Origin of the sequence: Yersinia hibernica (genome assembly GCF_004124235.1) — a bacterium.
In the GTDB taxonomy this organism is placed as follows: domain Bacteria; phylum Pseudomonadota; class Gammaproteobacteria; order Enterobacterales; family Enterobacteriaceae; genus Yersinia; species Yersinia hibernica.
Genome location: NZ_CP032487.1, coordinates 2,959,027 through 2,982,843 on the forward strand (window position 1 = coordinate 2,959,027; position 23,817 = coordinate 2,982,843).

The following is a 23,817-nucleotide window of genomic DNA, read 5'->3' on the forward strand; positions in this document are numbered from 1 at the left end:
ACAGGATTATTCGTTGTATTGCGACGGTGTTAACTCACTTATCTCTACATCTATTGTGATATTTCAGGGCAATAATGATAATAAAAAGCGCTTTGTTTTATTCTGGACAACACATTGCCGCGACACAATCTTTGTCACTCGCAATTTTGCATTTTGCCTCGTTTTTCGCCCTTCAGATAAAAATCCGCCGCTGCGATTTGCCGGTCAGTTCGCTTTTTTTCTTATTCTTTTACTAGGGGACGACGCCTCAATTCGTTATCATGCCGCCCTGCGTTTGATTAACTCGCGCGCTCTGAGCGCGCCCGAGCCAGGGATAATACTATGCTGTGGTTTAAGAATTTAATGGTTTACCGTTTGAGCCGGGAAGTTTCACTGTCTGCGGATGAAATGGAGAAACAGTTAAGCGCCCTCAGTTTCACACCGTGTGGCAGTCAAGATATGGCAAAAACCGGTTGGGTATCACCGATGGGTTCACACAGCGATGCATTAACCCATACGGTTAATGGTCAAATCGTTATTTGTGCACGAAAAGAAGAGAAAATCTTGCCATCGCCAGTGATTAAGCAAGAGTTACAAGCCAAAATAGAGCGGTTGGAAGGTGAACAACATCGCAAACTGAAAAAAACTGAAAAAGACTCATTAAAAGATGAAGTTTTGCACAGTTTATTGCCACGTGCATTCAGTCGCTTTAACCAAACCTTCTTATGGATTGATACTGTCAATGACCTGATTATGGTCGATGCCGCCAGTGCCAAACGTGCTGAAGATACTTTGGCATTGCTGCGAAAAAGCCTGGGGTCTTTACCCGTGGTCCCTCTGACATTAGAAAATCCGATTGAACTGACTTTAACTGAGTGGGTTCGCAGCAAAGAATTGCCTGCCGGCTTTGCCCTGATGGATGAAGCTGAACTGAAAGCTATTCTGGAAGATGGTGGAGTGATCCGCTGTAAGAAACAGGATTTATTCAGTGATGAAATCGCAGTGCATATTGAAGCCGGTAAGTTGGTCACCAAGTTAGCGCTGGATTGGCAAGAACGTGTTCAGCTCGTTTTGTCTGATGACGGTTCATTGAAACGCTTGAAATTCTCAGATACCTTGCGTGAACAGAACGAAGATATTGATCGGGAAGATTTTGCACAACGTTTTGATGCTGATTTTATTCTGATGACCAGCGAGTTAGCGGCCCTGATTAAAAATCTGATTGAAGCCCTCGGCGGCGAAGCGCAGCATTAATATCTGCGGCGTCACGAACTAAGGGTATCGCCCTCTCTGCACGGAGAGGGCAAACTCAAAGAATAAATTAGCTCAAATACTTACACAAATACGAAGATGCTTCAGCAACTTGTAAATTAAATTCACTTTCCCCTGGGATATAGAAAGTCTCACCTGGCTTGAACACTTCCCAACCGGATGAACCAGGGATCAGCACTTTTAAGCTGCCGGTGATGACGGTCATCTCTTCCGGCTTAGCGGTACTGAATGTGTACTCGCCCTTTTCCATCACCCCAACGCTAGCCTGCCCAATGCTGTCACTGTCAAAACCAATAGATTTCACTTTCCCGGTAAAATACTCATTAAATTTCAGCATAGTTTTGCACCCGCGTCTTAATCAAAATTGAGCTTTCATATTAGAGTCACTACAAATGTTCTGTCACTGATTATTATGACGAAATGGGATCATAACCGGATTCACTGCAACAGTTGTGGAGAAAGCATACAATTTTGCCCTGCCGGGCCAATTTTCTGCTCGTAGCAAGTTGCTGTTAGGATAAAACGCCGCAACCAACCAATACCGCCACAGCATCAGAGTAAGGGTAAAGGTTGCTCAAGCGAAAAATCAGGAAGGATTAGAGATTGCGTAAAATGTATAGCGCCAGCGAGGTTTCAAAGATAACAATCAATATTGACCAAAATGCTGGCATAAAATTGGTATGTTGATGAATAAACGATTTGAAAGTTTTCATCGGCCTGCCTTGGTGGCCTTGCCTTGAGGGCATTAATTGACGTAAATAATTTACGTCAAAATGATTACGTAGGTGATAATTGTACGCTTCGTATAATTAACAGGCAATCAGGTCGGCAAGCTATTCACTCTATAAATAGCGTATCTTGCAATTTTACTGGCAGGCTGATTGAACCAACCCGCTACCTCACTTTTTCATCAACTAAAATCTGCAAAATATGCTCAACAACCTCTGCTGGCGGCTGAGTCGCATCTAGCACATGGTGGGCGACTTCCTGATATAACGGTTCCCGACTGGCCAAGACATCTAGCATTTCCTCAACAATCGGTTTACCCGTCAAACTTGGCCGCTGGGCATCTTCGGGATCTTCCGCCAGCCGCTCTGCCAATATCTTGGCTGATGCTCGCAGATAAATCACATTCCCGTGATGGCGCATAAATGTACGATTCTCATCAGATAAAACCGCCCCGCCCCCGGTCGCAACCACAGTTTTAGGTGCAGTAACTGTCTGTAGGGCCATGCTTTCCTGTAGACGAAAACCCGCCCACCCCTCACGGGCGACAATTTCGGCCACACTTGACTGCAAAGTTTGCTGCATAAATAAATCTGTATCAATAAAGCGATATCCCAACGCCTGTGCCAACGCTTTCCCTATTGTTGTCTTACCTGCACCGCGTGCGCCGACCATAAAGATAGTCTGTGTCATTACTTGAAAGTCCTTTCGCATCCGCTTTTGAGGATAAATTCTCGACATCAAAAAAACCGGCCACTCTTATTGACCGGATAAACTGGATTACACATCGCCCTGCATACAGGTGCAAATCATACCTATAATTGAGAGTAGTGCAAACGTTACAAGCATGTAAAATTAACTATACACCTAATAACAATGATATTTTATCATCACCCGATGCGCGCATTGATTCACATCAGGTGATGGCCGTAATTAAAAATCAATACTGGCACGTAATACAAACTGCCGGGGCTCGCCAACCGCTACCCGCAGATTACCACCACTGGATGGATAATAGGTTTTATCGAAGAAGTTTTTCACATTAAGCTGCCATTTCACGCGATAATGATTAATCGGTAATGAATAGGCAATAAATGCATCAGCCACTGTGTAATCATCCAAGGTAAAACTGTTTGCCGCATCACCAGCACGCCGCCCGACATAACGAGCCCCCGCACCAATTCTTAGGTCATCGCCACTTTGCCAGCCGGTAGCCCCCAATGCCTGCGTCAAGAACAGAGATGCACTGTTACGGGCAACATTGGCCATCTTATTACCTTTATTATCAGGATCTTGCGTTACTCTTGCATCAGTATAAGCATAAGTGGCAATGGCACTTAAATTATCCGTCAACTGCCCCGCAACATCTAATTCAACCCCCTGCGAGCGTACACGGCCAGCAGTGCGGGTGATGGTTTCACCATTCACTAATTCATTGACCATGACATTACGTTTGGCAATATCAAACAGAGCCAAAGTCCCCGTCACTCCATTAGTCCATTCCACTTTGCTGCCAATTTCCCAAGACTGACCTTGCTCCGGCGGCAATGAATCTATCTGGGTGGCGATGGATGAATTAGGTTTGAAAGATTCACTGTAACTACCATACAAAGAAACTTCTGGCGTCAGCTTGTAGACCACACCAGTGCGGGGCACTAATTTGCTGTCGGAGCTATCAGTATTGGTCATAAAAGGCCGACCTTTACCGGCAAAAACATCAAAATGATCGTAACGTAAACCTGCCAGTACAATCCATTTATCAGTCAATTCGATGGCGTCTTGCATAAACCAACCATAACTTTTCAGGTTTTCGCGCTGATCACTGTCTTTAGCACTGACTGCCGCCGAGGGTGGCATCAAACCATACACCGGATGATAGATATTAAAATTTGAATTCTTTTTACCCCGAATCATATCGCCACGATATGTGCGGTTATCCTCATAATCAAAACCAAAGAGCATCTGATGGCCAATGCTGGCTAGCGCAAAATCACCATTAAGTGTCATCTGTACGGCCTGAGCACGGCTAACTGCACTGGCCGTCGCATCCGCCTGACGACTTAATACGCCAGTAATGGGGTCTAACAATAATGCCCGAGCTTGATTATCACTATAACGATTACGGTTATAAGCGTAAGTCAGGGAACTCTTCCAGTTGTCATTGAGCAGCTGATCAATTTGCAGAGTGATATTATCCTGGTCACCACGAGTCGCATTATAGGCCTCATCAAAGCGGCGATCTCGTGGCGTATCCACCGGCTTGCCGGTGCGGCTATCAATAATGGTGCCGCGGTCAAAAGGCGTGAGATATTCCATATGTTCGTAAGCAACACGTACCGTGGTCATTTCACCAAACCACATGACTGAAGGTGCGACGACGGTTTGGCGATTCCGACCAAAATTGCGCCAATAATCAGTTTCATCATGATCAACAATCATCCGATAGGCAAAACCGGATTGGCCTAATGGGCCGGTGACATCTAACTGGCCACCGCCACCTTTGAAGCTACTGCCCCAACCCTCAATATGTGTTTGCTGCACTAACTGCGGCTTCTTGGTAATCATATTGATTACCCCACCCGGCTCCCCCATGCCATATAACATGGATGCCGGGCCTTTCAGAACCTCGACCCGCTCAGTGGTCGGCGTAAAATTACGCGCTTGTACCGAACGCACGCCATCTCGCAAGATGGAGCCATCGCGGTTATCACCGAACCCACGTTTGATGACAGCATCTTGCGTGCCACCTAATGTATTAGATTGGGTAATACCACTGACGTTATACAGCGCCTCATCAATGTTACGCACCGCCTGATCACGCAATACTTGTCGTGGAACCACATTAACCGCCTGTGGCACATTCAACAGGTTGGTTTCTGTACGTGTTCCAGTCACGTTCATGGTCGGCTGGTAACTTTGGGTGTCGGTGTCGCGTTGCTGGCCAATCACCACTATTTTAGTTTTTTCCTCGCCATTTTTAGCCGCTGTTTGAGTATCCGCAGCCTGGGTAGCAGGCCCCATAATCAGCAGCGGCAGGCCGCACCAGTGCAAATGCTGGCGCTTAATTATTTTCATTATCTCGCTGACTCCAATAAATCCCTGAAAAAGGTAATGGCAAAAATTGTTGGTATAATTGTTGGAAAGTACGTTGCGGATTAATATCGGAAAATAGCTCTGGATAGAAAGCGTTAGCGAACATTTCTACCGCCACAACATGGTAAGGACTGAGGTAGAAATTGTGCCAAATACTGTAGGCCCGGCCTTGGGTCACGGCATTAAGGTGGGAAAGAATCGGTTGTTCTGACAACACTTGCTGGAAGCTGTGTTGTGCCTGCTCAGCATTAACCAACGGCCCCAATTGTAAGCTAGAGAAGCGTTTTCCTGTTGGGCCTGCCATACCGGTAGCAATATAGATATCAGGATTAGCTTGCAGCACATTTTCTGGATTCAGTTCGCCGTAAACGCTATTAATACGAGAAGTGGCGATATTGTCGCCACCGGCAAAAGTAATCAAATCACCGAGACTGCCTTTAGAGGCAGTGGTGCAGCAACTTTCGCGTCGCCCGAGGTGCAAATGCAGCATGACAGTCGGTTTTCGCCCTGAATAATCAGCCAGGCGTTGCTGGATAAGCTGCATATGTTGCTGATAAAAATTGATAAATTGCTCTGCACGGGCCTGGCGATTCAGTACCTCGCCCAAAAGTTTAATGCTGGGGGCGGTGTGTTTTAACAAATCAACGCGTAAATCCACATAGATAACCGGGATACCGGCTTTTGTTAGGCCAGCCAACATCCCATCATCGTCTTCAGCACGAGCAAATCGCGGCAAAATAATCAGGTCGGGCTGTAATTGGATTAGACGCTCAATATTTATCTGACGAATGTTTCCGCTGCCGATTATTGGAATTTGCGCGATTTCAGGGAATTTTTGAGTATAAAGCTGCCAGCTTTGCGCATCGAAACGCTCAAGATCTGCGGGCCAACCAATCACACGTTGGGCCGGATTTCCCGGTTCTAATAACGCCAATGTATATAACATCCGGCTTTCACCCAAAATAATGCGCAGCGGGTTATCCGGCACAACCACCTGACGCCCGAGAATATCGGTGACACTTTTTGCCTGGCTACTGAAAGGAAGAATTAACAGGCAAAGAACCAATAAAGTTTGAAAATAGCGCATACATTTCACGTAATAATAAAAATCAAGCGCGCATGATAATTATTATCATTAGTATTTTCAATTTAATTGGCTGCAACATTAGCATATGGGCAAAAGTGGCTGAAAGTTACCCTCAATTTTACTCTTGGGAGAGAAAATTGTGCTTTGCACCTGATAATCCTCTGGTAAACCAGAGGGATGACACAGCACTGATGAGGGTAATATCAGGATTACGGCTCTAACGAGGCTGGCAAATATAGACCAAAGCAGGCGGAAAATTACGCACTACTCGTATTTTTTTCCAGGTGAAATAGCGGGATAATAAAGATTCGGAAAGATGGCTATATTGGAACAAAACCAAAACCCCCTTGTTTACCCGTAAACGCTGTTGGGCCTGCTGTAATATCCTGATACTTATCTTCGTGGGGATTGATAACAATGGCAGGCAGCAAAACACCACATCGTAATCTTGATCCAATTGTTCAGCGGATCGGAAAGCAATCTGCAAACGCGGATCGTTTATCTGATGTAACGCATGCACAAAATGTGGCTGAATTTCATAAGCCTGCAAGTGTGAGCTCGCTGACATATGCGACAAAATTCGCTTCGTGAGCACCCCGTCAGCAGCACCTAACTCAGCAATATTAAGGTTTTTTTTCCAATCAATCTGGTTCAGCATCGCCTGACATAACCAAGGCGAGGAAGGAGCCAACGTACCAACAGTACGTGGTGAGGCAATAAAACGCTGTAAATATGAAAACTGACTTTTAAAATTACGCCGGACAGTGTTTAACATAGCCGCTCCTCGGAAACCCGGATGGACTACAATAACATCTTATTTTCCTTAAGTTCTCATTAAGATTGTTCTAAGAGTTAACTATTTTCAGCATATAAATAGAAAAAATCTGGCTTTATGATTACGGCCAAGCACCAAAATAAATAAACCCGATATAACAATAAATCGCTATTGTCATATCGGGCTTATAACCAATACTGTATCTCTTCATTTCATTAACTATCACCTATGGTGAAAGATTAACGGTAAATCTCGGCACTGGCACTGTAATTACTTGAATCACCCGGGTTACTGATACCAATGATCCGGTAATGACTGGCACCATCAGCATCCGCTTTTGCATTCAGTGCCGATTCCACATCCATCGGTGAACCACTGACATTAGAAAGCGAAATAACTCCCATGCTTTGCAATTTCGTTGCTTGTTCTGAGCTGACTTCTTGCGCAGCCATAGTGGAGAATGAGGCGCTAGCAATAAGTACAGCGGCGATGACAGGTAATAATTTCATAATATGCTCCAACTACAGGTTATATGTCATTTCCTTGTGAGGTTAATTATGAGTGGGCCAATGCAAGGGGACGTAATGCTATGTAAAGAAGATCAATGATTGTGAGGGGAATAAGGAGGAAATAAATGAATATATGTCACATCAGAGAAGAAATGAACATAACAAAATGTGGACGTCGATATATTATACCGCCGCCCAAGGTTGTATTTACTTAACTGTGCCTGGCCACAATCATCATAATATCGCTGGTAAATGAGCCATCAGCTTGAATCTCATAATGATTAATCACGTTGTCAGATGCTAATTTTTGTAGCTCGCGGATTGCAGTCGTGAAATATGCCGGTGTACGCATTCTGGCAATCCAGCTACTGAACTCCAAATAGAGCCGATCAGCAGTCACTTCATTAATGACTAATCCTGCCTCGGTAAACAACGCTAGCCATTCACCCGGAGAGTAATTACGTACATGCGAAGTATCACGCAATACCTCCACAGTTTGCAGATAAATATCCAACACAGGATGACCGGGAGAGACCACATCCATAAATATCACTTTACCACCGGGGCGTAATACCCGCTTAACTTCGCGTAAAGCCCGGCCAACATCATGCCAGTGATGGGCTGAATATCGGCTGATAACAATATCAAAACTCTGATCATCAAAGGGTAACGACTCAGCTACTCCTTGTTTTACTTCAATATTGGCCAGATTGTTATCCGCTGCCGCCTGACTGACAACCGCCAACATTTGTGCGGAGAGGTCATAAGAAACTACCGATTTAACTGCCGCCGCCGCCGCAAAACTAGCATGCCCCGCACCACAACCGAGATCAAGCAGGCGGGCATTAGCATGGGGTTGCAGTAGTGTCGCCAGGCGCTGTAAATCTTTACCCTGAGCATGCACCACACTAGTCAAATAGGCATTTGCCTGATCACCAAACTGCCGCTCAACAGCATCTTTATGGCTATTTCGTGTTGTCATCACATCCCCATTTATAGTTTAACCATCTGATTTTATTTATATATATTAACACTCAAAAAGCGTTACTATGTTATTTCCAAATTAAATCTACTCTATAGCCAAAACCATGGGCAGTGTCTGTAGATTGAAGTTTCACAATAGCGCGTTCACATAGGAAAAACATCATGGTAGCACTCAGAGCAATGCAGGCTGACGAACTTCATGACTATCGGAATTTATTTATTACCGAATATGCACAAGACTTATCGTCTAATAGTGGCTATAGCATCGAACCGGCTGTGGCTCATGCCACACACATCTTTGACAGCTACTTACCAGACGGGGTTAATAGTTCTGGCGAGCATTTATATTGTATCGAGAATACTGGCAATATCAGCCATGATGACCGGATAGTGGGCTATTTATGGTATGGTTTAGGTGCAAATGACAGTGCGGCTTTTATTAAAGACTTCTATGTTTTGCCACAATATCAACGCAAAGGTTATGGCTCGACCTGTTTACAAGAGTTAGAAAAACTGTTGGTCGCTCAAAATATTTTTGAGATAAAGCTACGCGTTGCGGCTAATAATCCACAAGCGAAAAGATTATATGAGCAAATGGCATTTGTAGTGACAGGATTTAATATGTCTAAATCGCTGAAATAGAATGGGCAGTTCAACCAGTATTGAACCTGCTGTTGCCGTGATAAATCAGCCTATGCCCTAAATAATTCGAGTTGCAGGGAGGCGGTAAGCAAAAAAATCCCGGAGATCTTAGTGAGTAGGTTATTCGGATGATTAAGCATAGCCAACACATAGCTAGCTTGAAGTCGTCACAAGTATAATTGGCGTGTGAATATTGGATTAAACCATCTTGTCATTCCCCATCTGCTGCAATTGATCCTTGTAAGACTTCACTTTCTGGCGTTTTTTCATCCAGATCGAGAATGACACCAAAAAAATCCCACCCGCCAAGGTTAATACACCCAACTCATGTTGGTAAAACAGCATAATAATGAAATAGATAGCAGAAATAATTGCTACCCATTTAGCCGAATGACCAATAGAACTCTTCTCATCAGTCAAACGGCGAATGCTCTCTTCTTCGCTGATCCCCATACTTAATCCTCCTTATTGACAAGCTTATAATATTGGGGGAGTCGCATGATAATTCAACATATTTTTCAGATTTTATTTTGTTAAGTCGAGATAGCGCTGATTGACTCTCCCTGCAAATTGAAAATACTCATCTTGAAGGAGTGGCTAGTCACTATAAAAACTTGCCGCCGCCCAGCACCACTCGTAAGCCATAGGAATAATGGGAGATAGGTAAATCATTCAATATCGCCTAACTTATCCACTGACAGGGCTGTACCAAAATTTCAAACCAGATATCCGCCAGGTTAAAGGTTCAGAAATTAAATACCATCCTGAAATTTTCGGGCCTTGGCAGTTTGCTGTTTTTCCAGTTCAAAAATAGCCCGCTGCAAACCCTTTTCCTGGATTGGGCTTAAGCGAGAGAATTTAAAACTCAGGCGCTGCATGGTGAGGGTTTCACCCTTGTTATTCACAACTTGCTTATCGATAGCTCGGATAAACTGTAAATCCAGTTTAAAAATACCAAAACCACATAAATCAACTGAGACATCGCGCAGAATGCCACACCCTTGGAGCGGGAACTCTCCGCCTTTCACGGCATATACTCCCATCCCGCCCAAAGAAACATCGGCTAATGTGTAAGAGAACTTACTACCATCGGCGAACTTCCCTGCACAATAATAAGCAGGCCATTGAGGAATATTGACCCGAAAATATTCCCTGCGCTGAATAAAATAAAGGCTATCAGGAATAGAGGTGCTGAAAGCGGGTAGAGACAAATATTTTATTTCTTTTAGGGGGCTACAGGAAAATTCAATTTTTGCGCCAGTAGGTTCTGCAATGATTGTCAGTTGGTTGGCGGCAAGTGCTGCAATATTCTCATGGGTGACACTGCCAAAATCAAAAATAAACTGATTTGTTTCAGGAACGACATCCAGAATGCGGCTAATAAATTGCCCACGAGCATGCATAACCATCACCGCGGTGTCGTTCTTCCTTAAATCACGAAGAATTGCACAAATGGCTAATTTGTTGGTTTTTAAAAAATTCTCTTTAGACGCTTCGCTCACCTGCCATTCCCCATCATTAATTTATTGCTCTGGCTATCCAGATTATTAATAAGCATATAAATATCAGGGATAGTTATCGGCAAATATTGGGGAAACTTTAATTGTTATTGTTAAAATAAAATGTGATTTCTATCAACAACACACAGGTTGTGCTGCACCGTTACAGCCCAAATAGGCTATAACGGTATTTCACCAAAGCTAGCTCAAGCTCCAGTAAGCTGTATTTGCTTCAATTAAATCATCTAAAATCAGCTTCGCAACTTTTGCACTTGGGACAGTTTTAGATAAAGTCAGCGCTTGCCACAATTTTTGGTAGGATTTCTCAATCCAGGCATCGACCACCAATTTCTCTACCGCATGCTGCTGATACAATAAACCGCGCTGGAAAGTAGGAATATCTCCAATGGCCAGGGGTTCAACACCTTCAGCGCCCACCAGACAAGGCACTTCAACCATCGCATCATTATCAAAATTACTGATAGCACCTTTATTAGGTACAATCAATAACATACGGCGTTTAGTATTAAATGCAATGGCTTGCGCTAAATCAACAATATAAGACGCATGTTCATCAATTTTAAGTTGAGTATTGACCGCACTGCCTTCTGCAATAATCTTTCGGCACTCATCAAACACAAATTTTTCCCGGCCTTCCATCACTTCGTTCGCTCGGGAATGGTCTGGTGAGGTGTGCGCCACCATATCGTCACCATATAGATAATATTGCAAATAGGTATTTGGGAAGCTACTAGGATCTAATGCAAAACTATCACGAGCTTTAGCAAAAGTTTCATTCCAGCTTATTTCTTCTTTCCCCTCACCTTGCTCATCTGCATAACCATATTGCCTTACATGCTCGGCCAATTTTGGCATTAAATCCTCACCGGTGGCTTTATCACGCACAGAACTCCACCAGCCAAAATGGTTAAGCCCATAATAACGGGTTTCCAAATCTGCTGCAGAAGGGTAGTGCAGTATTTTTGCCATTGCCTCTTCAATACTGATGGGCATATCGCAAATATGATAAATACGCGCCGTTGGTCGTAAACGCTGTGTAGCTTCAGCCACAATAGCTGCCGGATTAGAATAATTTAGCATCCAAGCATTCGGGGAATATTCTGTCATATAATCAAGAATTTCCAGCACACCACTAATTGAACGCATTCCATAAGCAATTCCTCCCGCACCACAGGTTTCTTGCCCAACACAACCGTATTTCATCGGGATTTTTTCGTCTTTTTCGCGCATCGGAAGTTTGCCTTGCCGAATATGTGCCATTACGAAATCAACCCCGCTAAATGCGGTTTGAGGATCTGTTGTATAGGAAAACTTTATTCCGCTAGATTGTTCACGTAGAATAATTTCACAGGCTTTAGCCACAATTTCTTGGCGCGGGCCGTCATTGTCATACAATCTTATTTCTGCAATAGGGAAACGATGTAAATTATCCAACAGCATAAGAATAATACCATGGGTATAAGTCGAACCACCACCAGCAATCAAAATGGATGATTTCTTCATCTAAAAAACTCCTTAATTCATTAACTCTGAAAATTGTTCATAAATATGCGTCACATTGTTGCCAACAATCACCTGCACATCATTGCCATTTTTATAAACCTCAATCGCAGAAAAGGCTTTGAATGCTGAACTGGATTGAACACGGCTAATATCCTTTACAACTAATCTCAAACGAGTAAAGCAGTGGGTATAGCTCGCGATATTGTCTTTCCCGCCTGCGGCCTCTAAATAAGCACTGGCGCGCTGTTGAAACTCATTACCCTGACTCTCACCTTTTTGTTTGTAATCCTGTTTTGTATAAAGCTTTAGATCGCTATCTTCACGGCCTAATGTTTTGAAATTAAATTTAAGTATCAAAACACGGAATATCAGGAAGTAAATACTACTGAAAATAAGACCGACAATAATTTGAGTTATCATGACATTAGCGTGGTGACTGAACATCGGTATCCAGTTTTGTGTCGCCCATTCAAGGATTCCAGAACCAAAGTTCCCGACAACACCCAAGCTATACATCACGACGGTCATGGTGGCAGAAAGCATGGCATGTACTACAAATAGCGCCGGAGCAATAAATAAGAAGGTAAAGTCCAACGGCTCAGTAATACCAATAAACATGCTGGTAATTGTTGCCGGAATCAGCAGACCGGCGACTTTGGCCTTATTTTCCGGTTTTGCCGTACTGTATATCGCTAATGCCATTCCCAAACCACCAAATACCGCGCCATTTCCCTGCATAGCAAAACCACCTGCTGGGAAAAGCTGTTTTAAAGGTTCAGTGGATTGACTAAATTCTTGTAAGTGGGTTAACCAATACAATGTCGTCCCACCGGGTACCGCAACATCGGTATATTGGAAAGGACTATAAACAAAGTGATGCAAACCAGTAGGTAATAATATTTTCTCCAAGAAAATATAGCACCAGATTCCGAAATTACCGGCATGCAGAATAAAACCTTGTAATGAAATCATGCCTAACTGCACTTTTGGCCATAGCATTAAGGTAATAAAGGCCAGCGGCAGCATCACAATAAAGCCGAGGATATTAACAAAGGCCGCACCCTGAAAAATACTGATGTAATCAGGTAATTTAGTCGAATAATAATGGTTATGTATCCAGGTCACCAAACTGCCACACAAAATTGCACCAATCACACTGGTATCCAGTGTTTTAATACCACCAATCATCGCCAGGCCACTGGTGCCGCCTGTTTCATGGGCGAAATTAACTCCCCAATGTGCGCCCCAGACCTCACACATTGCCCCGAGAAAAGCATTAAAGGTCAGATAAGTAATTAAAGAGACTAAACAGGCTGAAGCTGGAGCTTTATTAGCTAACTTTATGGGCAAGCCAACAGCAAATAATAATCCCATATTGTTAAATACAGTCCAGCCACCAGACTCGATGATTTTCATTAATTGGAAAAATAAACTATCTGGGCTAGCAAAAGTAGGATTTTGCAGTACCAAGGATATGCCAACGACCATCCCTGCAAAAGGGAAGAGTAGCACCGCACCAAGCATTGCCCCGCCAAACCGATTAAACGAACTTAACATGATCGCTTCCCTTATGAGTATAAACAGTCATCACTCTATGGAATCGTCAGCTCATGATTTGGTGATTGATAAAAATATGTGATCACAATTGCATTAAATCGCCTGCCACACTTGTATATTATTTTCTAGAAAGTTAGACATTTAAACCGTTTTTTGTACAGACTGAATTTTAGGTCGTGACGCAAACTTAGTGTTGGTGTACTCTTTACCCTTTGGATGATTGATGGCAAAGATTGATGTGGTTTGTCCTCGCTGTTCTGAAACTCATGGGGTTATCCGAAACGGCCACTCCGGCTCAGGGGCGCAGCTCTATCGCTGTAACCAATGCCTGAAGACCTTCCAGCTCAGCTATCGCTACAACGGAGCTAAACCCGAAACCCATCAGGCCATCGTTGATATGGCGATGAACGGCTCCGGATGCCGCGATACAGCACGGGTTCTACGGATAAGCCTCAATACCGTTCTGCGTCATCTAAAAAACTTACGCCGCACCAGGTAGCGCAAAACGTAGAGCCTAGCGCAGAGGTGGTTATCTGCTGTGAAGCCGATGAGCAGTGGTCATATGTCCGCTGTAAAGGCAATCAACGCTGGCTGTTTTATGCCTATGACCGCATCCGAAAGCGCGTTATCGCCCATGTATTTGGCCCGCGAAATGCTTTGACATTAAAGCGTCTTCTGGTTTTGCTGAGCCAGTTTAGCATTGCCTTCTACATGACCGATGCCTGGCCGGTATACCGCACTTTATTGTCCTCAACCAGTCATGTTATCAGCAAGAAATACACCCAGAGGATAGAGCGACATAATCTGAACTTGCGAACCCATCTCAAACGGTTAGCCCGCAAGACTATCTGCTTCTCAAAATCAGAAGAAATGCACGATAAGATCATCGGATGGTATCTGACAATTAACCATTACCACTAAATCTGCGGCACGACCGAATTTTATTAATTGTTTATCAGTATGTTGAAAAAATATTCGTGATGGATATCGCCAATTAAATAGGTACAGAAATGGTATATAAAAATCTGGTCACCAATATCCGCAAGTTAATAAATCACCAAGATATTTCTGTCGGTGATTGCTTACCATCTGAAATTCAACTGGCTCAGCGTTTTGGGGCGTCACGAATGACAGTGAGAAAAGCATTGGATGTTTTAATTCAGGATGGTTTATTAGAACGTCAGCAAGGTCGGGGCACCTTTATTATCGGAAAAGATCTTAAACACGATAATAATCATCTGAACAGTTTTACTGAACATATGAAAATGCTCGGGAAAACACCGCATACAGAGGTCTCTGAGTTCAAAATCATCAGATCCCCACCAGCTATCGCTAGCCAGTTAAATATCCAACCGGATGATAAAGCTTATTATATAAAAAGATTACGCTATGCTGACAAACAGATTATCCAGATAGAGGAGAGTTATCTACCAGTCTCTCTGATGCCGGATTTAACCTACCATCATCTTGAATCATCAAAATATGACTTTATCGAAAAACACGCTAATTACCAGATTGAGGGATGTCGACAAACATTTTTACCTATTGTTGCCAACCAAGAATTCGCCTTACAACTCCATTGCGATCCACGCACACTATTATTGCAATTATTGGCCGTTTCTAATACCACGGATGGCGTTATTGTGGATTTTTCAGTGATTACCTTTAATCCCGTCGATTATAAAATCAGTTACTATCTTAAGCGCCACCCGCTAGATTAAATGCAAAATAAGTGCACTAATCCTTTATCAGCAGATTAATGCACTACGGATAATTTCAACCTATAATGCCAATCACTCTACCCCGGTAATAAGCTCCCCAGCCCAATAAACAAACCGGCAATAGTGGCACTCATCAAGTTAGATAATGTCGCCGCTAGTAATGCACGGAATCCTAGACGGGCAATTTCAGAGGCTCTTTCAGGTGCTACGGCACTAAAAGCCCCAACTACCACCGCGATCGAACCGAAATTAGCAAAGCCACACAGTGCAAATGAAATAACAGCGATAGTTTTTACATCTAGTGTTCCTATTGTTTCCTTTAGATAAGGAGAGAAACTCAGATAGGCGACAAACTCATTAATCGCTAATTTTTGACCAATAAAGCCACCGGCTAATGAAGCATGTTCCCACGACACCCCCATAATATAGGCCAAGGGTGAAAATACATAACCAAGGATACTTTCCAGACTCAGATGCTCAAATCCAAATACCCCGCCAATACCACCAATAATACCGTTAATTAAGGCTATCAAGGCCACAAATGCCATTACCACAGTAGCAACCCCGACTGCAATTTTCAGCCCCAGCATTGCACCATTGGCAGCAGCTTCGATAATGCTAGTAGGACGTTTATCACTGAAGGTCATTTCATTAAATTCTACTTTTGACTCTTCTGTTGCCGGGCTAATAATCCGGGCAAATAATATCCCGCCAGGGATAGCCATCAATGACGCAGCCAATAAATATTGAATTGGCACACCAAGGCCGGCATATCCCACTAGCATTGAACCCGCGATAGATGCCATACCGCTACAAATCACAGTAAATAACTCATTACTGTTCATCTTATTGATAAAAGGTTTGACCACGGCGGGAATTTCATTCTGCCCGAGAAATATAGTCGTCACCGCAGCAAATGATTCAACTTTGCTGATACCCAGTAATTTTTGAAATAGAGAGCCGAGAATATTGATCAACCAGCCCATAATGCCTAAATAATAGAGAATAGAAATTAGTGAAGTGATAAAAATAATAGCCGGTAACACATGGAATGCGAAAACAAATCCGGCACCATCAAATAGCTCATTCATTTTGGGGCTAACTAAGCCGCCAAAAATAAATGCGCTACCGGCATCACTATAAGAAATAACTCGATTCACAGCATTAGCGATAGAAGAGATAAACCATTTCCCAGCGGGGACATAAAGCATGACCGCACCTAAGGTGATTTGTAGTAATAATGCTGCCACCACTGTCCTTAAGCTTATTTTTCTTTTATTTACCGAGAAAATATAGGCAATAAGTAATAAAATGCACATCCCCGCAAAACTACGCAATAAATCCATAAATCCCCCGAAGTATTTATAATAAGCCCATGCTTGAAAAGGTGCCCCTTGGACAACAGATGTGTCAGGGCACCTCAAAGAAATGAGTTATTATTTAGCAACTGTAATAAGGACACTATTTAAGGCGTATTACCGTTCTATCTATTAAATAATACTCTGGTATGAGCAGGCTATTTTGGCTGCCAACTGCGCATTATTAAACACCAGTTGAATATTGGCATGTAGGCTGTCACCTCCAGTTAATTCAGCCACTCTGGCTAACAGGAATGGCGTACTTTCCTTGCCGATAACCCCCTGTTCTTCAGACTCTTTTACTGCCTGCTCAATAGCGACATTAATCATATTTTCTGATAGTGCATATTGTTCGGGAATTGGATTCGCAACAACCATTCCACCGCGAAGCCCTATACTCCATTTAGCATTCATGGCCGCAGCAATTTGCTCCGCACTGTTTAATGTAATACTGACCTCAAATGGGCTGGTGCGGCAAAAGAATGCCGGTAGTGAGCGAGTTTGATAACCAATAACCGGAACACCGTTAGTTTCCAGATATTCAGTGGTTAAGCCCAAGTCTAAAATAGATTTGGCACCGGCACACACCACGGTTACATTTGTTTTCGCCAGTTCTTGTAAATCTGCAGAAATATCAAATGTCGTCGCCGCCCCGCGGTGTACACCACCAATCCCCCCCGTCGCAAAGACTTTAATATTCGCCATTTCGGCAATAATCATAGTGGACGCGACTGTTGTTGCACCATGTTGCCCATTAGCCACCACAAAAGGTAAATCACGGCGACTGACTTTCATAATGCTATGACCCTCTTTCCCCAATAATTCTATTTCATCTCGCGATAAGCCCGCTTTCATTCGGCCATTTATGACGGCAATAGTGGCAGGAACTGCGCCATTCTCACGAATTTTCTGCTCGACAAGCAGAGCCGTTTCAACATTTTGTGGGTAGGGCATTCCATGAGAAATAATAGTGGACTCCAATGCCACGACGGCTTTATTTTGTGCCAAAGCTTGTGCAACTTCCGGTGAAATATCTAAATAAGATGGTGCCATTGCGTTATTTGTCATGGTTGTAATTCCAATAGTTTTTTGACACTGCCATTCGACAGATTGGGGTTATTGGTCAGTTCCGAAGAAAGTGTTAATGCTGAACACCCTTGAGCAAAGCGAATACTCTCAGCAAAGTCCATATCATCAAGCCAGCAACTTGCTAACCCTGACATCATGGCGTCTCCGGCACCGGTCACATTCACAATGTTAATATTCAGTGGCAGTGACCAGCCGGTCTGCCCCTCAATTTCACTGAAATAAACACCCTCCTTACCCATACTGAGTGCCAAGCGCTGCACACCCTGTTGGTGGAACCAATTCGCCACCACAGGAATATCATCGCGGCAGTTAATCTTCATGCCGCTCAATATTTCTGCTTCAAGGCGGTTAGGTTTTAATGTATGAATATGGGATAGCCAATTCTTAATTCTCGGGGCCTTAAACGCCGAAACTGTATCAACGAATACCGGTACATTACCGGCATTGGTAAATATCCATGAGAGGGATTCTTCTGTTAAATTACAATCCACCACGAGAATCCCAGCATGCTGAATTAATTCTCTAGTCGTTGCCAATAATGATGGAGTTAATTTTTCTAAAATGCGCATATCATTAATTGCCACCAGCATTTCGCCACTGTTATCAAGTAATGAAACATAAGTTGAGGTATTTTCCCCATGAAGACTATGGCAATTATTGACATTAACACCGGCTCGTTTAGCCTCATCAATCAATGTAGCACCATAAAAATCATCGCCCACCACTGAGATCAGCTGGCACTCTTTGCCTAATAATGCAATATTCTCCGCGATATTTCGCCCGACCCCACCAGGGGTACATTTTATTTTTCCTGGATTGGAGTCTTCATAAATAAGTTGATTAGCTGCATAGCCACAAACGTCCATATTGACAGAGCCTACCACCACTACATAGCTGTGCTCTGATAATATATATCCTTTCCCTTTGATATAGCCTTTTTGCATCAAATTCATAATGTGGCCGGCAACACCCGAGCGACTAATGCCTAGAATATCGGCAATTTCTTGCTGGGGGATCAATGGATCTCGTCTCAGAAGCTGCAATATTTGTTTTTCTCGGCTGGTCATGATGGACACTTATTTGTTTTTAAACATGTGTCTGTTTTATTATTTTGGTTAAATAGAGTAAAGCGGATTCTATTAATCTGTTGCAAAGTTGGGATAATGATCGTAAGCGTGTTTTCAATCGGTTACAGTCACAGATTTGTGAACTAACTCAAGTAATTCCGGTAATATAAATGAGATTAGGGCAGCATATTTTTGTTGGCAGGATATTTAGCTAAAAATACAGATAGATAATCAACGAGATAACAACTCACGGCTAAATAACCAAACACATGTTTGGTTGTCTATTTTTAGCGAAGGGAAATGATAAATAGTGATAAAGACGTTTCATCGAACAATGATCTGTTTCACACTTAATCAGATTTATTTCATTGATTTTTTTTCGAAGATAAATGGCAGAGTAAAAAATAAAGCGACATTCGCAATGTAAAATGTCGCTTTAAAATGCCAGTTCCTGTAGCCGATAAACGTCAAGATAACGGGTAATTTAGCTGCGGACTAAATCATCGCCATAACCAATCCATTTATAGGTCGTCAATGCATCTAATCCCATTGGGCCACGCGCATGAAGTTTTTGCGTGCTAACAGCAACTTCAGCGCCCAAACCAAATTGACCGCCATCTGTAAAACGCGTGCTGGCATTGACATAAACTGCTGATGAGTCCACCGCACGAACAAAATGTTCGGCGCTGCTCAGTGAGCGCGTCAAGATAGCATCAGAATGGCTGGTGCCATGTTCGCGAATATGATCAATGGCGGCATCGATATCCGCCACAATATCTACATTCAAATCCAGAGATAGCCATTCATCATCATAATCAGCAGCCTCTACTGCCACGACCTTGGCTTGACCTTCTACCAGATAGGGCATGGCCTGTGGGCTGGCATGCAGTGTCACACCAAACGCGTGCATTCTGGCACTTAACACGGGCAGAAAATGCTCAGCGATTGCCTGATGTACCAGCAAGGTTTCCAATGAGTTACAAGCACTTGGCCGCTGAATTTTAGCATTCTCGATGACCAGCAGCGCTTGCTCAAAATCAGCACTTTCATCGACAAAAGTATGGCAAACACCAATCCCACCGGTGATCACGGGAATAGTTGACTGCTCACGGCACAATTTATGTAAGCCTGCGCCACCGCGCGGAATCAACATATCAACGTATTTATCCATCCGCAGTAATTGCGTGACCAATTGGCGGTCCGGGCTTTCGATGGCTTGCACAGCCGCTGGCGGTAAACCACATTGCTCCAGCGCTTGCTGGATAACCTTCACTGTGGCCTGATTGGTGTGATGTGTCTCTTTACCGCCACGCAGAATAACCGCGTTGCCGGTCTTCAAACATAAACTTGCCACATCAATCGTCACATTGGGTCGGGCTTCATAAATGACGCCAATCACGCCCAAAGGTACCCGACGACGCTCCAGTTTTAAGCCGCTGTCGAGCAGGTTGCCGTCAATCACCCGGCCTACAGGGTCATTCAGGCGGCACACCTGGCGTACATCATGCGCAATAGCCGCTAAACGTGCGGGAGTCAGCAACAGCCTGTCCAGCAGTGCCTCGCTCATGCCACTGTCACGCGCAGCAGCCATATCTTGCTCGTTGGCCTGTAAAATGGCCTGACTTTCAGACTCCAGCAAATTCGCTATCACGGCCAAAGCCTGATTTTTCTTTGCCGTACTCAGCATCGCCAATTGCCAAGAAGCCTGTTTAGCGGCTTTCCCCATCTGTTCCAGCATGCTCATACTTGCTCCTTAGCTGACAATCATATCGTCACGATGAACAGCCACTGGGCCGTATTCATACCCGAGAATTTCACTGATTTGTTGCGAATGGTGCCCCGCTAACATGCGCAAAGCATCACTGTTGTAGCGCGATACGCCGTGAGCCAAATCACGCCCGCTGAGATTGCGAATACGGATAACTTCGCCGCGCGAGAAATTCCCCACCACGCTGCGAATGCCTTTTGGCAGCAGCGAACTGCCCCGCTCCATAATCGCGGTAACCGCACCATCATCGACGGTGATTTCACCGGCTGGCGGTGCGCCAAAAATCCAGCGTTTCCGATTTTCAAGGGGCGTTTCCAATGCATGGAATCGGGTGCCAACTGGCGTCCCCTCAATCACATTAGCAATAACCCCCACTTGGCTACCTGCCGCAATCACAACATCAATACCAGCACGACACGCGACATCGGCGGCTTGCAATTTTGTCGCCATACCGCCGGTGCCAAGGCCAGAGACGCTATCACCGGCAATCCCGCGCAAAGCATCATCAATACCATGCACTTCACGAATTAATTCAGCTTCTGGATTATTGCGCGGGTCGGCAGTATATAACCCAGCCTGATCAGTCAACAATAGCAGCTTATCCGCACCGGCCAGAATCGCTGCCAGCGCCGAGAGATTATCATTATCACCCACTTTGATTTCAGCAGTGGCCACGGCATCATTTTCATTGATTACCGGGACAATACGGTTATCCAGCAAAGCATTCATGGTGTCGCGCGCATTTAAGAAACGCTCGCGATCTTCTAAATCAGCACGGGTCAGCAACATCTGGCCCACATGAATACCATAGATTGAGAACAGCTGTTCCCAGAGCTGAATAAGCCGACTTTGCCCGACTGCGGCTAATAACTGCTTCGACGCAATAGTGGCGGGTAATTCTGGATAGCCCAGGTGTTCACGCCCGGCAGCAATGGCTCCGGAGGTGACAATAACAATACGATGACCTTTCGCGTGTTGCTGAGCGCATTGACGCACCAGTTCAACAATATGGGCACGGTTAAGACGACGAGAACCGCCCGTCAGAACACTTGTTCCCAATTTCACAACCAATGTCTGGCCGCCACTCATAATTTTTCTGCCGTTGGGATAAAGAATAAAAGAAATAATATACACCCAAAGTCATTGGAGTTGCAGCCAGCAGCAAACACACGACAAATCGATCGAAAACCGATTTGAGCAGCATTAATGCTAACCCAACGGGTGAGCCCCAAAAGTGAGGTTCATTCATCCGATGATTTTGAGTACAAAAGGGATAGGTCTTTGTAGCAGGCGCGGGGCATTATGCCAACAGGCAGAATAAAAAATTCCCCTTTTTATTGAGCTAAAAAGGGGAATGTTCTTTTATTCGGGGCTGAGTTGCTTATTTTTACGCAGACAGTTTAATGGGCTCATTGCTAAAATCTTGTGCGGGCTCTAAGCGCATCTCAATAGCCGTCAGCATCTCAGCTAGGCGTTTATGGAAATCGCGTAGTGTGGTCTCCAATTTCTCTTGTACTTCAGGATCTTTAATCTTTTCCACCTTCCAGTTACCCTCTTTATTAAACAGGCCAAACTGGTAAACATAGGTGAAATGGTCAGCCACCGGTTCCAGCTCAATCCACCATCCCCAGAACTCACGCCGCTCTGGAGCAAGCTTCACATTGACGCACACAGCCAAACAGTCAAAGAAAAATCGGTCGTTCTGGCACTGCCCTTCACGCAGGTATGGCCCTAAAGCGGCAAAACGTTTCATAAGCTTGCTTTTAGGATGAGCACTGGTTGACGCCATTCTTAAATCTCCTTATGTAGATTCACCTTTTTAGCAAACTGTTAAAAATTAGCAACTCATTAACGCATTTTATCTTCTAACCATTGGCTAGTTTGCAATAATGCGCGATGGAAATTGTCATACAGCGGGGTTGATGCTATGGGCAGTAATTTACCGTCAGCAGAAGAAGAGCAGATAAGTTTAGCTTCCTCTTTTGGGCTGAAAGGGTCATTTTCCCAGAAGCCTGCCAACATTGGCGTTTGACAGCGCCGGCCCAATAACCCTTGCATTTTCAATGAGTAGCGGTTCATTTCAGCTCTGAGTATTTCATCCGCCGCATCGGCCATCCCCAGGCGGCTGGCCATCACATCCATATACATATCTGGCATTTTGCGCTGACTATCGGCATTGCACAGCAGATGATGAACAATCGGCCCGAGGCATGCCACTGCGCGCACACGCTGAGGTTCAAGATAACCCAGTCGCACCGCCACATTAGCACCAAAACGGAAACCAAATACACTGACACGTTGGTGATCAATCCACGGAATATTTGGCAATGCCTGCAACACTTGTTGATGCAGGAAGCTGGTGTCCTGAGTCAATTTCCAGCGTGATGATGCCCCAACCGATGGCATGTCGATGGTCAACATCGCCATCCCTTTCGGCGCCAGATAGTCGCGGAACAGGCGATAATAGTCACTTTGCAATGTATCCAATCCACCACATATCAGCACGGTTGGGAAAGGTGCGCTGTCGACGGTTGGCATATGCAAGAACCCAGTCAGGGTGCCGCCATCTGAAATAGCAAAATTAAGTTCTTTGAGTGTGTAAGGCAGATGCTGGGCGGCAGCTTCATAAGCCCGGTTAGACAGCACCTCGACTTGCTCGGCTAACTCATCCCCTTTTAGATGCGGATAACCCGCAATACTGTATAAATTTGCCGCATTCAGCCAATACTGGCCAGCATTGACCGGATCCGCTTCTTCCATGGCTTTTTGCTGCCACTGCATCCCCTGATTGGCCCATTCATAAATCCAGTTACCATTACGATAGCCCACCACAGTGTCGAGCAGCTCGTTATCGCTGTGTTCCGCTTTCGAACAGGCAATTCGTGATAATACCTCTTCAATTTCAAGCGGATCCACACCACGCCATGCCCATATCAAGCGGTTGATCATCCGGTACCAATGCTGAGTGGTATCCCCATCCAGTGCTGAGTGAACATTCATCGCATGGTTACAATGGGCATGCCGCACTAAAGTTGAGGTTTCAGGATGTTTGAATTTTGGTTTGAACAGAATTTCAGAAAGGTTGGCTTGTGCCATGATAACAATAGCCTCCATAAGCCGTGATTCAAGCCCATTAAGGGCTGGTCAGATGGGGACAAGTGTACTCA

The 23,817-nt window shown here is 44.4% G+C and carries 22 protein-coding genes; 4 read left to right on the plus strand and 18 right to left on the minus strand.

Going from position 1 to position 23,817, the window contains the following annotated elements; translation table 11 throughout:
* The first annotated feature begins 321 nt into the window (after positions 1 to 321).
* Positions 322 to 1,233 (plus strand): recombination-associated protein RdgC, encoded by a 912-nt coding sequence (rdgC, locus tag D5F51_RS13980; protein WP_004392281.1) that lies wholly within the window; start codon positions 322 to 324, stop codon positions 1,231 to 1,233.
* Between the two features lie 67 nt (positions 1,234 to 1,300).
* On the opposite strand, the gene ppnP is transcribed toward rdgC, so the two are convergent.
* The 7 genes from ppnP to D5F51_RS14015 form a co-directional block, all read right to left on the minus strand.
* Entirely contained in the window at positions 1,301 to 1,588 is a 288-nt protein-coding gene (gene ppnP / locus D5F51_RS13985) for a pyrimidine/purine nucleoside phosphorylase (protein WP_025377381.1), read from the minus strand.
* Positions 1,589 to 2,145: 557 nt separating this feature from the next.
* Entirely contained in the window at positions 2,146 to 2,670 is a 525-nt protein-coding gene (aroL, locus tag D5F51_RS13990) for a shikimate kinase AroL (RefSeq protein ID WP_025377380.1), read from the minus strand.
* Positions 2,671 to 2,910: 240 nt separating this feature from the next.
* On the minus strand, positions 2,911 to 5,052 hold the full coding sequence (locus D5F51_RS13995; RefSeq protein ID WP_129197392.1) for a TonB-dependent siderophore receptor: 2,142 nt from the start codon (positions 5,050 to 5,052) through the stop codon (positions 2,911 to 2,913).
* The gene (locus D5F51_RS14000) at positions 5,039 to 6,157 is read right to left on the minus strand and encodes an ABC transporter substrate-binding protein (RefSeq protein ID WP_129197394.1); all 1,119 of its coding nucleotides are present in this window, start codon (positions 6,155 to 6,157) and stop codon (positions 5,039 to 5,041) included. The genes D5F51_RS13995 and D5F51_RS14000 overlap by 14 nt, the downstream gene beginning before the upstream one ends.
* A 217-nt stretch (positions 6,158 to 6,374) precedes the next feature.
* Positions 6,375 to 6,932 (minus strand): class I SAM-dependent methyltransferase, encoded by a 558-nt coding sequence (locus D5F51_RS14005; protein WP_025377377.1) that lies wholly within the window; start codon positions 6,930 to 6,932, stop codon positions 6,375 to 6,377.
* A 239-nt stretch (positions 6,933 to 7,171) separates the two neighbouring features.
* Positions 7,172 to 7,441, minus strand: a complete 270-nt coding sequence (locus D5F51_RS14010; protein ID WP_025377376.1) for a YdgH/BhsA/McbA-like domain containing protein — start codon at positions 7,439 to 7,441, stop codon at positions 7,172 to 7,174.
* A gap of 211 nt (positions 7,442 to 7,652) precedes the next feature.
* Positions 7,653 to 8,423 (minus strand): class I SAM-dependent methyltransferase, encoded by a 771-nt coding sequence (locus D5F51_RS14015; RefSeq protein WP_129197396.1) that lies wholly within the window; start codon positions 8,421 to 8,423, stop codon positions 7,653 to 7,655.
* A 164-nt stretch (positions 8,424 to 8,587) separates the two neighbouring features.
* On the opposite strand from D5F51_RS14015, the gene D5F51_RS14020 reads away from it, so the two are divergent.
* Positions 8,588 to 9,067, plus strand: a complete 480-nt coding sequence (locus D5F51_RS14020) for a GNAT family N-acetyltransferase (protein WP_129197398.1) — start codon at positions 8,588 to 8,590, stop codon at positions 9,065 to 9,067.
* A gap of 198 nt (positions 9,068 to 9,265) precedes the next feature.
* Here D5F51_RS14020 and D5F51_RS14025 read toward each other — a convergent pair whose 3' ends face one another.
* The 4 genes from D5F51_RS14025 to D5F51_RS14040 all read right to left on the minus strand — a co-directional run bounded on the left by D5F51_RS14025 (position 9,266) and on the right by D5F51_RS14040 (position 13,647).
* The gene (locus D5F51_RS14025) at positions 9,266 to 9,520 is read right to left on the minus strand and encodes a hypothetical protein (RefSeq protein ID WP_025377373.1); all 255 of its coding nucleotides are present in this window, start codon (positions 9,518 to 9,520) and stop codon (positions 9,266 to 9,268) included.
* Between the two features lie 299 nt (positions 9,521 to 9,819).
* The gene (locus tag D5F51_RS14030) at positions 9,820 to 10,569 is read right to left on the minus strand and encodes a flagellar brake protein (RefSeq protein WP_129197400.1); all 750 of its coding nucleotides are present in this window, start codon (positions 10,567 to 10,569) and stop codon (positions 9,820 to 9,822) included.
* Between the two features lie 198 nt (positions 10,570 to 10,767).
* Entirely contained in the window at positions 10,768 to 12,090 is a 1,323-nt protein-coding gene (locus D5F51_RS14035; protein ID WP_025377371.1) for a 6-phospho-alpha-glucosidase, read from the minus strand.
* Positions 12,091 to 12,102: 12 nt separating this feature from the next.
* Entirely contained in the window at positions 12,103 to 13,647 is a 1,545-nt protein-coding gene (locus D5F51_RS14040) for an alpha-glucoside-specific PTS transporter subunit IIBC (RefSeq protein WP_129197402.1), read from the minus strand.
* 223 nt (positions 13,648 to 13,870) lie between these two features.
* Here D5F51_RS14040 and D5F51_RS14045 point away from each other — a divergent pair.
* A protein-coding gene (locus D5F51_RS14045; protein WP_100273935.1) for an IS1 family transposase occupies positions 13,871 to 14,568 on the plus strand; the annotation gives its coding sequence in 2 pieces (ribosomal slippage) (positions 13,871 to 14,129 and positions 14,129 to 14,568; 699 coding nt in all).
* An 89-nt stretch (positions 14,569 to 14,657) separates the two neighbouring features.
* Positions 14,658 to 15,368, plus strand: a complete 711-nt coding sequence (locus tag D5F51_RS14050) for a GntR family transcriptional regulator (protein ID WP_025377369.1) — start codon at positions 14,658 to 14,660, stop codon at positions 15,366 to 15,368.
* Positions 15,369 to 15,445: 77 nt separating this feature from the next.
* Here the strand turns inward: D5F51_RS14050 and D5F51_RS14055 are convergent, their stop codons facing one another.
* From D5F51_RS14055 to frsA, 7 genes are all read right to left on the minus strand, one after another.
* Positions 15,446 to 16,714, minus strand: coding sequence for a NupC/NupG family nucleoside CNT transporter (locus D5F51_RS14055; RefSeq protein ID WP_129197404.1), 1,269 nt, complete (start codon positions 16,712 to 16,714; stop codon positions 15,446 to 15,448).
* 144 nt (positions 16,715 to 16,858) lie between these two features.
* Positions 16,859 to 17,794, minus strand: a complete 936-nt coding sequence (locus D5F51_RS14060; RefSeq protein ID WP_167480527.1) for a pseudouridine-5'-phosphate glycosidase — start codon at positions 17,792 to 17,794, stop codon at positions 16,859 to 16,861.
* Positions 17,791 to 18,882 carry a PfkB family carbohydrate kinase gene (locus D5F51_RS14065; RefSeq protein WP_129197406.1) on the minus strand — a complete coding sequence of 364 codons (1,092 nt, stop codon included), beginning with the start codon at positions 18,880 to 18,882 and terminating at the stop codon, positions 17,791 to 17,793. Before D5F51_RS14065 ends, D5F51_RS14060 begins: the two co-directional genes overlap by 4 nt.
* A gap of 484 nt (positions 18,883 to 19,366) precedes the next feature.
* Positions 19,367 to 20,620 carry a glutamate-5-semialdehyde dehydrogenase gene (gene proA, locus D5F51_RS14070; RefSeq protein WP_162301848.1) on the minus strand — a complete coding sequence of 418 codons (1,254 nt, stop codon included), beginning with the start codon at positions 20,618 to 20,620 and terminating at the stop codon, positions 19,367 to 19,369.
* A 15-nt stretch (positions 20,621 to 20,635) separates the two neighbouring features.
* Positions 20,636 to 21,739, minus strand: coding sequence for a glutamate 5-kinase (gene proB, locus D5F51_RS14075; protein WP_129197410.1), 1,104 nt, complete (start codon positions 21,737 to 21,739; stop codon positions 20,636 to 20,638).
* 298 nt (positions 21,740 to 22,037) lie between these two features.
* The gene (crl, locus tag D5F51_RS14080; protein WP_129197412.1) at positions 22,038 to 22,439 is read right to left on the minus strand and encodes a sigma factor-binding protein Crl; all 402 of its coding nucleotides are present in this window, start codon (positions 22,437 to 22,439) and stop codon (positions 22,038 to 22,040) included.
* Positions 22,440 to 22,498: 59 nt separating this feature from the next.
* Positions 22,499 to 23,746, minus strand: a complete 1,248-nt coding sequence (gene frsA / locus D5F51_RS14085; protein WP_025377363.1) for an esterase FrsA — start codon at positions 23,744 to 23,746, stop codon at positions 22,499 to 22,501.
* Positions 23,747 to 23,817 lie beyond the last annotated feature (71 nt).